The 15,336-nt window shown below is 34.0% G+C and carries 9 protein-coding genes; 2 read left to right on the forward strand and 7 right to left on the reverse strand.

From position 1 onward, the window contains the following. Positions 1-11 precede the first annotated feature (11 nt). A complete protein-coding gene (locus tag BC961_RS04115; protein ID WP_121924596.1) occupies positions 12-3,914 on the reverse strand; it encodes a T9SS sorting signal type C domain-containing protein in 3,903 nt (1,300 codons plus the stop codon). Positions 3,915-3,926: 12 nt separating this feature from the next. Continuing rightward, positions 3,927-4,085 (reverse strand): hypothetical protein, encoded by a 159-nt coding sequence (locus BC961_RS14685; RefSeq protein WP_170151284.1) that lies wholly within the window; start codon positions 4,083-4,085, stop codon positions 3,927-3,929. Positions 4,086-4,398: 313 nt separating this feature from the next. On the opposite strand from BC961_RS14685, the gene BC961_RS04120 reads away from it, so the two are divergent. Further along, positions 4,399-4,869, forward strand: coding sequence for a regulatory protein RecX (locus tag BC961_RS04120; RefSeq protein ID WP_121924597.1), 471 nt, complete (start codon positions 4,399-4,401; stop codon positions 4,867-4,869). A gap of 302 nt (positions 4,870-5,171) precedes the next feature. Here the strand turns inward: BC961_RS04120 and BC961_RS04125 are convergent, their stop codons facing one another. Then, a complete protein-coding gene (locus BC961_RS04125; RefSeq protein ID WP_121924598.1) occupies positions 5,172-6,995 on the reverse strand; it encodes a TonB-dependent receptor plug domain-containing protein in 1,824 nt (607 codons plus the stop codon). 80 nt (positions 6,996-7,075) lie between these two features. Here BC961_RS04125 and BC961_RS04130 point away from each other — a divergent pair, with 80 nt between their 5' ends. Then, the gene (locus BC961_RS04130) at positions 7,076-8,572 is read left to right on the forward strand and encodes an aminotransferase-like domain-containing protein (RefSeq protein WP_211331304.1); all 1,497 of its coding nucleotides are present in this window, start codon (positions 7,076-7,078) and stop codon (positions 8,570-8,572) included. A gap of 181 nt (positions 8,573-8,753) precedes the next feature. On the opposite strand, the gene BC961_RS04135 is transcribed toward BC961_RS04130, so the two are convergent. The 4 genes from BC961_RS04135 to BC961_RS04150 form a co-directional block, all read right to left on the reverse strand. Next, entirely contained in the window at positions 8,754-9,035 is a 282-nt protein-coding gene (locus BC961_RS04135) for a FoF1 ATP synthase subunit delta/epsilon (RefSeq protein WP_121924600.1), read from the reverse strand. A gap of 72 nt (positions 9,036-9,107) precedes the next feature. Further along, entirely contained in the window at positions 9,108-10,619 is a 1,512-nt protein-coding gene (atpD, locus tag BC961_RS04140) for a F0F1 ATP synthase subunit beta (protein ID WP_121924601.1), read from the reverse strand. A gap of 260 nt (positions 10,620-10,879) precedes the next feature. Beyond that, the gene (locus BC961_RS04145) at positions 10,880-12,433 is read right to left on the reverse strand and encodes an SGNH/GDSL hydrolase family protein (protein WP_121924602.1); all 1,554 of its coding nucleotides are present in this window, start codon (positions 12,431-12,433) and stop codon (positions 10,880-10,882) included. A gap of 28 nt (positions 12,434-12,461) precedes the next feature. Then, on the reverse strand, positions 12,462-15,269 hold the full coding sequence (locus BC961_RS04150) for a TonB-dependent receptor domain-containing protein (protein WP_121925090.1): 2,808 nt from the start codon (positions 15,267-15,269) through the stop codon (positions 12,462-12,464). Between the last annotated feature and the right edge of the window lie 67 nt (positions 15,270-15,336).

Consider the following 15,336-nt stretch of genomic DNA (forward strand, 5'->3'; position numbering starts at 1 on the left):
TCCACCTATTACTAGTAATTAATTTTCTTAGAAATGACTTTGCCACTTTGTAATGTCACTTTTACGATAGCTATTTGGTTAACTAAACTGATACTAGAAGAAGTAAACGTAGTCGTGTGTAAATCACTATTTTGATATACTTTTCTACCTTGAAGATCGAATACAGTAACGCTTATTATAGTTTCAACTTCAGATTTAATTTTTAATATTCTTTTATTCTTTGATATCACAAGTTGACTATCTTCACTATCGAATGTAGTATTTCCTAGTGTTTTATCTTTATAGCGCAGAGCAAAACGTTTATCGAAAGTTCCTATTTGAGTTGTAAAAGAGTATGAAGATTGGTTCAAGTTATGCACTACATCTAACATTTTATCTTCAAGATAAATATTTTGAGTTTCGAATAATCCATCTTTTTGATCAGTAGAAATATTATAAACACCACCAAATTTAGATTTGTTTCCTAATGGTACAATATCAGTTTTATCAAATGGTATAGCGCGACCTTGAATCACTAAATTCTTATCATTATTAATACTGTAAAAATCTATAAATTCATTTCCATTAAAAGTTCCACCGTCAAAAGCATTATCATAATCATTTGTTGCGTCAGTAATATAACCGACTAAAGTTTGCTTGAAAGCGCCTTGATCATTTGACAGGTTTAACCAAACACGGTTATTATCAGCTTTTGTTTCCCTACTAATGTTTGCGTTGAATCTATAAAACTGAGAATTATTACCTGGTATTCCCCCTACACCAAATCGCATACTATTATCAAAAACTAAATTTCCTCCTGCGAAACTAGCATAAGCAAAAAATCCTTGTCCAGAAGCAATTTTCCCTGATGGAGCAACACCACCTGCTGACGATGCGTAAGTAGCCACACCTCCGCTCCTATTATAAGCAGCATAATCGTTAGACGTGTAATTATAAATAGCATCTCCAGCAACAGCTTTATTTGGCTTAGAATTATGAGTCCAAAAGTAGAGAGTCCCTTGTAACTTTTTTGAATTTACATCAAGAAATGTATTTGCATCTAACGCTGATGGATAGGGATTACCTAGTAAGTATAATGTATTCCCAGTTAAAATTTTATTTATTACACCATTGTTCGGAACTCCTATAAATGTTGGAGCAGTATCAACTTTAGCTACATCAATATCATAAGATTGCGGTGCTCTAACCAAATAACCATCTCCTTTCACCATTGTAAAATTTCCTCTATAATAAATTTCATATTTATTACTATTTGGATTGTAGCTATAATATTTATCACTTAATGTATCTGGTGATGAAAGCTTTAATGTTTGCTCTAATACTGGTGATGACCAATAGGTGAAATCATACCGTTTTACTGGAGCAGTATTTCTTTTATAAGATATATCTCCCTCATTTACTGCGTCGTCGTCTACTTGCACTAAACTTGCATTATTTTCAAATATGAAGGAGCCATTTAAATTATTTACTGTAATATTGTTATCAACTGTTACTACAACTCCACTATTTACTGTTACCGTTCCTTTCTTTATTGAAAGTTCATTATTAACTATAACATTGGTATAAACGCTATACCCGCCATTTCCTGAAAAGATTAAATCATTATAAGTACCTCCAGCAACAGTTTTTCCTGAACCGTTATATTCAACGGTTCCAGATGGTACAGCTTTTCCATTTGACGTACCTGAAAACCGAATAATTCCATCCATACTACTGATCGTTGTGTAGACCAAAGTACCAACTCCCATGTCTATCACTGCCTCTGGAGCAGTAATATTAAAAGTACTAACATTTAAATTGAAACCATTCATTTTAAAAATAGTATTGCCATTAGCAATATACAATTTATCATTAATCAATATATTGCCAAAGGCTGTTTGAACTCCTGACGCGTTTTCAAGAGACAATGACTCATAAACACCTGGCACAACTTTTTGACCTCCAGTTAGTGCGTTATAAACAATTAAATTTGTCCAATTTTTTCCAGATGGAATAGGAGTAGATGATATATTTGCTGTTTTTATTTGTCCTAAACCAATATTAGAAAACGTGCCACTTAAAATATAATTACTCATATCAAGCACCGACGTAGCATATTCATTATTTAAAACTCCTTTTACAGCAATTGTAGAAGTGGCTTTTACTGAAGCATCTCTATTTGAAATAGTCAAATTATTAAATTCATTTACTCCTATACCACCAATAGACTGGAGACCATTGCCATTCAAATCAATTGTGCCTGTAGAGCTCAATGTAACATTATTGATCCAGTTCCCGCTAACTTTTAATGTGCCATTTCTGATTAACGATGATCCTAAGGAAATGGTAATATTACGACAAACAGCCCCTTCTGAACCTACTTTCGGTATATTGGGAGTTTGATCTATTATAACATTAGTGCTGGCTAAAGGTATTTGTCCTAAGCACCATTTATTAGTATTTTGCCAATCTTCATTACTTTGACCCAGCCATGTTCCAATTGTGCACGCTAAATTTACGTTTAGAATTCCAGTTGTGGTTTCACCAAACCAATCAGCTCTCTGAATCGTTGCATTATTTGCTAACGTTCCTCTCCAAGAAGTTGAAGTTTGCAATATGCTATTAAATGTAAGCGTATGCGAATTTGAAGTTGAACCATTAGAAAGAATAGCTTTAACATTACCTTTTAAAGCTAATTCGCCCAATATACTTGTTGCACCAACAAATGTTTTTTTTCCTGAATTGCTTAAAGATAAGTTTCCGTAATTCTGAACCGCCACAGTTTGTTCCATACCTCTATAATCTACAGTACTTTCTAGCGCTAAAGTATTAAGAGCAAAACTTGAAGGAAATGTACTATTGCCGCTTAAATACAAGTTAGCATCATTAGCTAAAGCAAAAACGCTACCTCCGGAAATATTGAAACCACCATTATCTAAGCCACCTCCACTATCATTAACGATAGAAAGCGATACGGATATACCAAGAGCTTTGTCGCTATTAATAGTAATAATTCCCGAATTAATAATACTTATGCCTCCCTTCGCTTCAAATACCGGAATCCACTCAGCTCCGCTTATCTGAGGCAATTCTCTCTTATACTGTAGTTTAGCATTAGGGCCATATGTTGGTATTATAGCTACTGTAAAAATCCCTTCCATCGAAAGAATGCCATATATTACAGGTGAAGCAGAGAAATTCTTACTTACAGATCCAGAAAGCGTTAGATTATAATAATTCGTAGCTTTACAATTTTGCCCTCCAAATCCTAATCCTAAGCGATTATAAATTACTGTATTACCTATCGCATTTCCATCAATTGTAGCAATTCCTGAATTTTTTCCAACAGTAAGCGTTTTATTTGCACCATTAGTTAAAGAACCAGTAGCACCAGAAAGGTTATTTGTTACAGCAAAAAAATCAATATTATTTGTATAACTGCCAGTGATTGTCCAGTTATAAATAGTAATAGAAGGAGTAGTACCACCAATCGTTTTGCCCGCTCCGCTAAAAGTAAAAGCTTTAGTACTAGAACTGATCAACTTTCCATTCACTAATAAATTTCCGCTTATCCCGACTGTCTTACTATTATTTTTAAAAATTGCATTTGAATTTACCGTCAAATCAGCCATTACAGTTGAGCCAGAATTAGTGACTGTGTTTGCACTAAAGCCATTTCCTATCAAAACGTTAGGTCTAATCCCCGTGCTTGAAAGCCGATTTAAATTAGTCGTTCCTGTAAAAAGTATATTGCCAGGCCCGTTTACCCCATTAACTCCTGTGCCAAGATTCAAAAAAGTTCCCGCAACCGTTAGAGTAGTACCTAAATTAAGTTCTATTTTACCTGAATTTGCTTTTATTTCAAAATTAATTATACTTGCGTCAAAAGTTAATGTCAATGTTGTACCTGTAACGATAACAACATTATCACTCACTCCAGGAATAGATTATGCTGTAACACAACCATTAGCTAAAGACCACGTGTTCGTATCATTCCATATTCCAGAAGCTCTAGAATAATAAGTAGTTTGCCCAATACAAAGAGAAGAAATCAAAATAGCTAATAAAATGTACGTGTTTTTAAATGGTATGTAATTTTTTTTCATTGCAGAAGTTTTATGTTTGCAAAAACAGTAGACATTATAACTATCAATTATTTTTAATAGTAATTAAGGTGAAAATTTATATTTAAACACAATATTTAACAAAAAAAATAACAATTTTAAACAAAATCGATGATTAGTATAAATGTCTGTTTAAACACACTTTTCTAACTTATTTTAAAACTAATTACTAACTATTTGAAAAATTCGATATGCTGAAAAAGTTTCGATTAAATAATTAGATTTTTTTTAAAATATTAACCCTTTATACTTTAGCAATAAAGTCGTAAATTTCTACCTACATTAAACCAGCAAAATGAAAGACTTTTTCACCATAAAACAAGCCACACAAAAATTAGAACATTACTGTGCTTACCAAGATCGCTGTCATGAGGAAGTAGTTCAGAAATTACGAACTATGAAAATGGATGCTGATGAAATTGATACTATTATAGTCCAACTGATTGCTGATAACTTCCTAAATGAAGAACGTTTTGCTTGTACTTATGCCAGAGGAAAACACCGAATTAAGCATTGGGGAAAAATCAGAATTGTAAATGAATTAAAATTTAGAAAAATTTCTGCGACACTAATAAAAATCGCTTTAAAAGAAATTAATGATATAGAATATTTCGAAATGTTTGACGAATTAACAGAGAAGCATTGGCAAACTATCGTTGAGAAAAATGTTTTGAAAAAACGAAAGAAATTCTGCGATTATTTTCTTCGAAAAGGCTGGGAAAATAATTTGATTTATCAGAAGGTAAAGGAGCTGGAGAATGCGTAAATTTCCGATTATAATTTAAATGCTGTAAAATGTGGAAAGTAATTTCAATATAATAAAAAAAGACATTGCCTTGAATTAACAAAGCGATGTCTTTAATAATTTGTTTTTTCAAATTCATGACTCGCTACGCTGAACTGTATAAAAAAACCTACCACAGATTAAATTAATTACCACAAATTGAATCCTATTAATCTTTAAAATCTGTGGCAAAAAAATTATGATTTACTGAGGTCAAAATGATTTAAGATTTTAGTAGAGTAATTTTTTTGCTGTATTTACAAGCTAAATGCAAAAGCCTTTCGCTATTTAAAGGTATATTTCACTCCAAACAAAAAATTACCTTTTGGCATTGGAATCAAGCTACTTTCAGAATATTCAGTATTAAAAATATTATTGGCATAAACTGAAAGCTCTAGCTCTTGAATTTTATAAGCTGCACTTAAATCAACCACATTATAACTCACCCCGGAAGTTCTTTCCATATAGCGATAAGCAATCGAATTACTAAAATTTTTGAACCATTGCATTTGGTACGAAACAACCATTTGATGCATTAATGAATTGATTGAATATCTTGATTCGACAGCAGCAGTTTTCTTAATTTCATCATCACTAAAAGTGTAACCAAAATTAATTTTTTGATCTAGATTATTAAATTTAAAATTGTAATCGAATTGTATTTCAAATCCTTTTGTATTCACATCTTGTATATTCTGTGGAGAAAAAACAAGATCTGTACTGTTTACCCTTACGTAGTCAATCAAATTATGCGAATTTCTATTAAAACCAACTAACGAAAGTCTGAAACGATTCGTGTTCCATCTCATTCCCACTTCTTGTGCTAATGCATCTTCAGCTTGTAAATTTGGATTTCCTACTGCTTGTGGCCCTATATAATATAAATCAGTATACGTTGGGACGCGATAGGTATAGCCAATATTTCCATACACGCGAACTTCATCATTTATCTTAAATCCTCCATCAATTCCTGGAAACAATTTGTTATCAAAATCAGAAAAATAAGACGCTGCAATTCCTGGCGTAATATCGAATTTATCATCCATAAATTGAAAACGATGCTCTAAAAATAGGGTGGCAATTTCTCGTTGATTATCACCTAAACGATTACTACTTATAAAATACTTTGAGAATTCCAAACCAAAACCAGTGACACCAATAGAGGACGAATAAGAACCGTTCAACTCTGCGGCTACTTTATTAGTCAAGTGTAAATTTCTATATGAAGAAGGATTTTCCCTAACGTATATATATTCATCTTGATTTCTTCTCCAATATACTCTGGGTTTCCAAGTAAAATTTCCCTTTTCTATAACGGTTGAAAAGCCAACTAAAGAAGCCTGCGTTTCTTCGTATTGTCTTGTTGCCGATGGAATTCCGTAAAATCCATTCGCTCCAAATTTCTTTTCAGAATGACTAGCAATTAAATTTATCGGTAGTTTATTTTTATTAAACTGACTTTTTACAAATATGTTTACATTATCAAAATCTGTATTTTCTCTGTAGCCTTCAGAAAAATTCTTGCTAAAGTGAACAATGTGACTACTATTCTCTAAATTAATTGACCCTGTGGCTTCTGCCAAAAATTGTCCATAGGAACCTGTTTGTAACTTAGTTACCACTGTATTTTGAGGCGCATTTTTAGTAACAATATTTACCGCTCCAGAAAATGCATTTTGACCAAAAATACGCGCCGCTGGTCCTTTTATAATTTCGATTCTTTCTATCACTTCGATAGGCAAAGCTAAGTTTAGAGTGTGATGGCCTGTTTGCGCATCATCTACTTTAATACCGTCAATCAACAAAAGTGTTTGGTCAAAACTTCCACCTCTTATGTATAAATCGGCTTGCATTCCGTTAACGCCTTGGCGTCGTACGTCAACACCGGCTACTTGCTGTAATGCATCAGCGACATTTGTTACTCCTGATTTTTTTATGTCACTTGCAGTAACAATTTGAATAGTTCTAGAATTTTTATCAAAAGGTAAATCGATTCTTGAGGAAGTCACTATAACTTCTTTTAGTGAATCTGTTTGTTGCTGGGTTTGCTGTGCTTTTGCTGCTAAAGTAAAAAGTACTAAAGAAGCCAATGCCATCGTGTTTTTCATAATTAATTTTATTGTTCATTTTTAAAACGCTGCAAAAGTCGTAACTTTCCGGACCAGTAATCTAGTCCACCTTTTAAATTATGAATAGTCCGGTTGAAGCGCTCTTAAAACAAATAATTCTATTTGAAAAAAATACATCAACAGCAGTATTTATTCAAATTTCTCATCAAATTATAGACGCTATACAGCGCGGTTATTTAACTCAAGGAATTGCTTTGCCTGGAACACGATCTCTTAGTCAATTAGTACAAATCCATAGGAATACTGTAGTCGCCGTATATGACGAATTAGCAGCGCAAGGTTGGGTAGAAATCATACCAAACAAAGGAACATTTGTTATTGTTCCAGAACAAAAAACAGCTTCAATTAAAGCTATTACTTATCCTGAAAATCGAGATAAAGAATATACCGAAAAAACGGGATTTGATTTTAAGTCCTCTTTTCACTTAGCTTCTACTGTTGAAAAAAGGCAGACCAAATACACGATTAATGACGGGCAACCAGATTTAAGACTACATCCAACGCATCAATTTTCAAAGTGGTATAGTGCTACCATGAAACGAAAAGCAGTGCTTTCAAAATGGAATCAAATAGAAAACAGTAATTACTCTACTTATGAAAAGCAGTTATGTAACTATTTGAATGCTACTCGCGGCTTTCATATCGATCCTAAAAATTTAATGAGCACTAGAAGTACAGAAATGAGTTTATACATCGTTTCACAGCTTTTAGTAAAGCCTAAGGATGTGGTTTTGGTTGGAAACTGGAGTAATTATGCAGCCAATATGATTTTTCAGCAAGTTGGCGCAACTATCCGTACTGTTCCAATTGATGAAGATGGTTTAGATATAGACTTTATAAGAAAGCAGTACAGCAAAAAGTCAATACGTTGTGTATACGTGTGTGCACACCGGCATTATCCAACGACTTGGACGCTCAGTGCAAAACGAAGATTAGAACTATTAGAATTAGCAAAAGAATATGAATTTGCCATTATAGAAGATGATTTCGATTATGACTTTCAGTTTGAAGGTTCAGCAATGTTACCAATGGCAAGTTCGGACTCTAATGGTAATGTTATCTACTTAGGGAAATTAGGACAATCTTTTTTTCCTAGTTTCCAAACCGGTTTTGTAGTTGCGCCAACTACTTTAATTCAAGAAGCTAAGAATTACCTGCAAATGCTAGACAAACAGGGCGATGTGATTCAAGAGCAAATGCTTTCTGAATTAATTCATGAAGGCGAAATTCATCGTTTAATTAAAAAAAATATTATCAATTATAAGCAAAGGCGTGATCACTTGTCGCAAATGCTAGAATACTATTTTAAAGAAACAGTTCGATGGAAAACACCTAGTGGTGGATTAGCACTTTGGTTAGAATTCGAACCAAAAATATCATTAGTTCAATTAGCCGATGAAGCATATAAAAATGATTTATCGCTACCAAAAACTATTCTCTATCAAGATAAGAACACTTGCGCGATACGATTTGGTTTTGGTCATCTAAATGAAGATGAGATTGAAATCGTAATTAACAAGTTGAAAATCGCTTATGATGCTGTTGTTGGGAAGTAAATTTATAATTTATAATTTTTAAAAATAAAGATAGTATTGCCTGAAATACAAAAGCCACCCCACCCTACGGGCACCCCTCCAGCGGAGGGGAATAAAATAGAAGTGAAAAAGAAGTGGATTATGGGGCAATAAAAAAAGCCTAACGTTTCCGCTAGGCTTAAGTTTTTTATTCGAAATCACTTTAGTCAACTAAAACAATAACTTTGTTGTCTTTCATTTCAATTGTACCTGAATTGATAGATAATGTATAATTTTGATCATCCAACTTTGTGAACTTAGCTGCTACTTCTTTGTCGAAAGTAAAACTAGAAGCTGTAATTTTCACTTCACCTTTTTCTAAAATAGAAACAACTGGTGCGTGATTATTCAAAATTTGAAAACTTCCATTAACTCCAGGTAAGGTAACGGATGTTACTTGTGCTGAAAATAATTTTGCTTCTGGTGAAACTATTTCTAAAATCATAATTTTTTAGTGTTCAGTGTTCAGCTTTCAGTGTTCAGTTGTAAACCGAACACTAAGTACTAATAACTATTTTTATGCTTCTGCTAACATTTTTTCTCCAGCTTCGATAGCTTCTTCGATAGTACCTTTAAGGTTAAAAGCTGATTCTGGCAAGTGATCTAATTCACCATCAATAATCATATTAAATCCTTTGATAGTATCTTTAATATCAACTAAAACACCTTTTAATCCTGTAAATTGCTCAGCAACGTGGAAAGGTTGTGATAAGAAACGTTGTACACGACGTGCTCTTGAAACAGATAATTTATCTTCTTCAGATAATTCTTCCATACCAAGAATCGCAATGATATCTTGAAGTTGTTTGTATTTTTGTAAAATTTCTTTAACTCTTTGAGCACAGTCATAATGCTCATCACCTAAAATTTGTGGAGTAAGGATTCTTGAGGTTGAATCCAATGGATCAACTGCAGGATAAATACCTAACTCAGCAATTTTACGAGACAATACTGTTGTAGCATCTAAGTGAGCAAAAGTTGTAGCTGGTGCTGGATCCGTTAAATCATCTGCAGGAACGTAAACCGCCTGTACAGATGTAATAGATCCTTTATTTGTAGATGTGATACGCTCTTGCATCGCTCCCATTTCAGTTGCCAATGTTGGTTGGTAACCTACTGCAGATGGCATACGACCTAAAAGTGCCGAAACCTCAGAACCTGCTTGTGTAAAACGGAAGATATTATCAACGAAAAACAATACATCTTTACCTTGATCGCTTCCTGCTCCATCACGGAAATATTCAGCAATAGATAATCCAGAAAGTGCTACACGAGCACGAGCTCCTGGTGGCTCATTCATTTGTCCGAAAACGAAAGTAGCTTTAGACTCTCTCATTCCTGGCATATCAACTTTAGATAAATCCCATCCTCCATTTTCCATAGAGTGCATGAATTCATCACCATATTTTATAATTCCTGACTCTAACATCTCACGAAGTAAGTCATTCCCTTCACGTGTTCTTTCTCCTACTCCTGCGAATACTGAAAGTCCACCGTGACCTTTTGCAATATTGTTAATCAATTCCTGAATTAATACTGTTTTACCAACACCAGCACCACCGAACAATCCAATTTTACCCCCTTTTGAGTAAGGCTCAATTAAATCAATTACTTTAATACCTGTGAATAAAACTTCAGAAGATGTAGATAAATCTTCAAAACGTGGAGCTTGACGGTGAATTGACATTCCGTTTTCGCCTGTTTTTGGTAAGTTTCCTAAACCATCAATTGCATCACCAATCACGTTGAATAAACGACCGTAAACGTCTGCACCAACTGGCATTTGGATCGGATTTCCTGTTCCAACTACTTCATAACCTCTACTCAAACCATCTGTTGAGTCCATCGAAATAGTACGAACTGTATTTTCACCGATGTGAGATTGTACTTCAAGTACTAGTAAAGTACCATCTTTTTTTGTGATTTCTAACGAATCATAAATTTTTGGAAGTTCAACATCCTTACCGTTGAAAACTACGTCAACTACTGGTCCAATGATTTGGGCAACTTTTCCTATTACTTTTGACATTACTTATGTATTTATTAAATAGCTATTTAGGTTTATGAATTAGTATCAACCGAAATGTATCGATTACATGCTTTTTTCAGTTTGCAAAGATAATTTTTTAATATAAAAAATCAACATCTTTTAGGATAAAAAAACGAAAATTTAAACGATTCTTAAAAAACAGATTTAAAACAAACGAAAGGCTATGATAGATAATAAAATTAAAAAACCACCGCGTCATTAAAACGGGTGGTTTTAGTAAAAAAAAACAATTTATTATATTATAATGAAGCAGGGTATAAAATTCTATATAATCCTACATTCACCTTTTTAAAGTTCGAATTGTATTTTGTATTAATCGCCTCAGTAAATAGATTACCTATTATAGCATAACCCCTTGGACTCGGGTGAACTCCATCTAAAGAGAACATTCCGCCTGTTACAAAAGTAGATGTTGTAGTGAATCCATTATAAACAATTCCACCACTTGCTAACTGATCTGTAACTCCTTTTAATTCGACGAATGCTAAACCTTTAGCATCTGCGATTGTTTTAATTGTTAAATTATAAGCATCTGTTGCCACTTTAACTTCTGCAATTTCAGCTTTTGTTAGAACATCTTTATCCTGCATTGGATATGTAATCCCAAATTTGTCTAAAGGCGCAGGAATTCCTTGTGGAGATGAACCTATAACGGACTGAGCAGTTAAAACCACTAAGTCATCTTTAGTAGCTTGTCTTGCTTTCCCAAAAATAACACCATAAGCAGTTGCTGTTGCTACTCCCAGATCTGCAGTAAAAGCAGCTTTTAATTGAAGAGATAAATCAGGAAGTGATTCGTCAATAATTAAAAGTGGATTCGGTGCTGTTGCAGATAATAAATTAAGACGGCCTCCAGCGCCAAACGCCGTTAAAGCTTGCTTCAAAGGTCCATACAACTGTGCATTTAAAGCCGCAATAGTTCCTTGACCTACAGCTATGTTTCCACCTCCTAAAACTGAAACAGTCAAAGGATTGTAAGGAACTGTTGTAAAATAAGGTAATGCTGTTACATAAGGTAAATTAGCCACTACACCTTTTGCACCTTTAGCAGTCATTGCATTAACGATTGCTGTGTAAGTGGAAGCAAAAACAGTAGGGTCAGTAATATCAGTACTTCCGTATGTCGCAGGATTAAGATTTCCTGTTTGATTTGTCCCAGAACCCCCAGAAGTTGCATATCCTAAAATATCATTACCACCTATCCATAAAGAAAAGAAGGTAGCATCTTGAGCAACTGCATCAGCCACAATTGTCGTAGAAGGAGTTGAAGCAAATCTAACAAAATAAGGATTAGCTGTCCCGCCACCTATTCCAGCAACATTTCCATAATTTGGAGCTAATAAGTGGTAACTTTTAGCACCAGGAACTCCTAAATTATTAAATGGGCCTGCAAGTTTATTGGTTACTTCAGTAGTTGGTCTTCCAGATACAGGAACTGGCGCAGTTCCATTAAAAAATAATCTAGGCCCTAAAATCACATTTCCTCCTAAAAGTAATCCACCAACATTGTCAGCCATTAAAGGTGTTTTAAAATCACCCCCTCCTGCTAATGAAAATTGTTGAGCGATAACATTAGCATAAGATCCCTCTTGTGCTAATTTAAATAAAGCATTGTCACTAAAACCCGCTGCATAAGAGTCACCTAATGCAACGTATTTTGTAACAACAGCCGTTCCTGAAGTTAATGGCTTACCATCTGAAGAGGTGGCATCAATCATTACTTCATCATCATTATTATTACATGCTACAAATGCTAAGGAAGCAAATAGTATCCATTTGAAATTTTTTATCATTGTCTTTTGATTTTATAATTAATGATTATTACGGATTGATTGTCCAAGACGCAAAATATTGTTGTCCTATAAGCCCTGCTCCTAAAACTTGACCATACTCTTTACCTCCAATATTTGAAGCACCTATTTTAAATGTAGATTTTAAAGATGGAAAATCATAGTTTATTTGCGCATCAACTACAGTTGCTGAAGCTATCACTCCATCAGCAAAAGAAGACTGCCATAAGTACTCAGAATTCCATCTAGCACTTACATTAAACCCTAAATTAGCAATCAATTTCTCGTTACCAATAGACGCTTTTACGCGGTGTTTCGGTGTGTTAAAGCCTGCTTCAAAACTAGCATCTTTAGACTGGTCAAAATCAAATTGAGCGTAATTATAGTTCACACCGAATTCAAATTCTTTGTATACTTTTCTTGATAATCCAATTCCAAAACCTAAAGATTTAATTTCTAAGTCTGTATTTGTGTACAATTGAAAAGCTCTCGAATTACCATTTGCAAGTGCATGTAATGCTTGTTGACCATCTGCACTGGTTAATCCACCTCCGTCTAAAGCTTTACCGTATAATGGAGTTACTACATTTAAATTACCAATGAAGTTGTTGTAGATATTGTAATACCCATTAACATCAATCGACGTTTTATTAATGAAAGAGCGATATCCTAATTCAAATGCCTTTACTTCTTCTGGTTTTACTAAATCAACGTTTGTTTTTAGTAAAAGAGCTGGGTTTCCAGCTGCTGCAAATGCTGTAGCCGATGCAGCTGTAAATGAATTTTCATATGCATTAGCACCCGTAATCGTAACTGTATTTCCTTGAGCAAAAGCTTGTCCAACTGCAGTAGCGATAGGTAAAGTTTCAACAAATCTAGCTAAGTTATCTTTAGCTGAACCTAACAAAATAGCACTTCCAACATTAAAACCAATGTATTGGTCTTGTGTAGAAGGATTTCTAAAACCTGTTTGAAACGAACCTCTAAAATTATGCTTTCTGCTTTCTCCACCTGAATAAACTAACGATACTCTTGGTGATACGTTACCTTCAAAGTTTTGTGCTTTATCATAACGAACAGAACCTGTAAATTTCAAACGATCGTCCAATAATTTTTTCATTACTTGAGTGTACGCTCCATATTCGTCATAACGAATTGGTCCATCGCCGTCTGTGTAAATACGACCAAATGAATTCAATTCATATTGTCTGTATGATCCACCAACTTGAATTTCAGCAAACTCAATAAGATCTTTGAAATTGTAATTAGCATCTGCGTGGTAGATTTTTGAGTTATCCACTAACTTTGATCCTTTTAATACATCTGGATCATTAATAACTTGATTAAATGCATTTTTAAACGCAGCAGTTCCAGGAATTAATCTACCAGTGTCAGCTACATCTCTTGCACGGGAGTGCGCTTGAGTTGGGGTAAGTCCAGCTAATGTAGATTGAACATAAGTTCCAGCGTATTGACCAAACCATGTTTTATCATCTTTCCACTTTCTATTTACATTAATACCTGTAAATAACATGTCGTATGATTGACCACCATCTTCAGTAGTTGTATATCCTCTCAAGAAAAAGTTTTTACCTTTAAATTCGATTTTATGTTGTTGCATAAAAAAGTTATTCAAGTAATAACGGTTTGCTCCTTGATAAACAGTGTTACCAAATCCAAATTTACTCTGTACAATTACCTCTAACTTTTCATCGCCAAATGGACGGAAATGAAGTGATAAATCGATCTTAGTATTAGAAACTTTATTGTCAGTTAAATCTACTTCGTTATAACCTGTTCTACTAACATTTGTGCTAGGCAATAAGTTAACTGCAGATGCTGGAATTAATCCTTGTGCTGCTAACGCTGAACCAACACCTTTTAGGTTAGTTGCTACCTCATCACCATACACATTTATTCCATCATAGTTGATAGTACCTCTATCAATACCTTGACGTGTTTTATCATCATAATTTACTGCATTCCATTCTGTACCTCTCATGTAAGCGAAGTTTGCTTTACCTGCAAAGTATTTATTGAAAGCTTTACCCATTCGAACACCATAATCTACATAATCATTTGTTCCTGCAGCTTTTTGGCTTGTCTGTCCAAATTTTGCATATGCTCTAATTCCTTCGCTTGTAAATGGACTTTTACTAGTCATGAACAAAATTCCGTTAAAAGCATTAGCACCATATAAAGCAGAAGATGCTCCAGGTAACAACTCAACACTTTGAACATCAATTTCAGAAACTCCAATTAGATTTCCTAATACAAAATTTAATAATGGAGATGAATTATCCATTCCATCAACTAATTGCATAAATCGAGTATTTGCTACAGAAGCAAATCCACGAGTATTTATCGATTTAAAAGACATACTTGAAGTGTTCATTTGTACTTCTTTCAAGTTTTCTAATCCATCATAAAACGAAGGAGAAGCTGTTTTTTTAATCTCAGCAATTCCCATTCTTTCAATAGTTACAGGCGATTCTAAAACTCTTTCAGGAGTTCTTGAAGCTGAAACTACGATTTCATTCAACAATGTTTCTTCATCAACCAATTTCACAGATACTTTTTGGCTATTAGAGGTAACAGAAATTTTCTGAGACTCGTAACCCACGCTTGTAACGCTAATCGTATACGGTGGCTTTCTCGAAGATTGCAACATAAAAGTTCCATCAACATCGGTAACCGTACTGGCGCTTTCACCAACAATCATTACGTTGGCTCCAGGAATAGGTTGGTTGCTACTGTCTGTAACAATACCTGAAATTGAATTTTGAGCGAAAGTTATCCCGCAAAAAAACAATGACAAAAAAAGTAAATACACTCTCATTTGGTTAAAATTTGTTGGTTTATGAAGCCAAAGTACAATTATTTTTGACATTATTAAAAAACAGCTT

This window comes from Flavobacterium weaverense (assembly GCF_003688495.1).
Lineage (GTDB): Bacteria > Bacteroidota > Bacteroidia > Flavobacteriales > Flavobacteriaceae > Flavobacterium > Flavobacterium weaverense.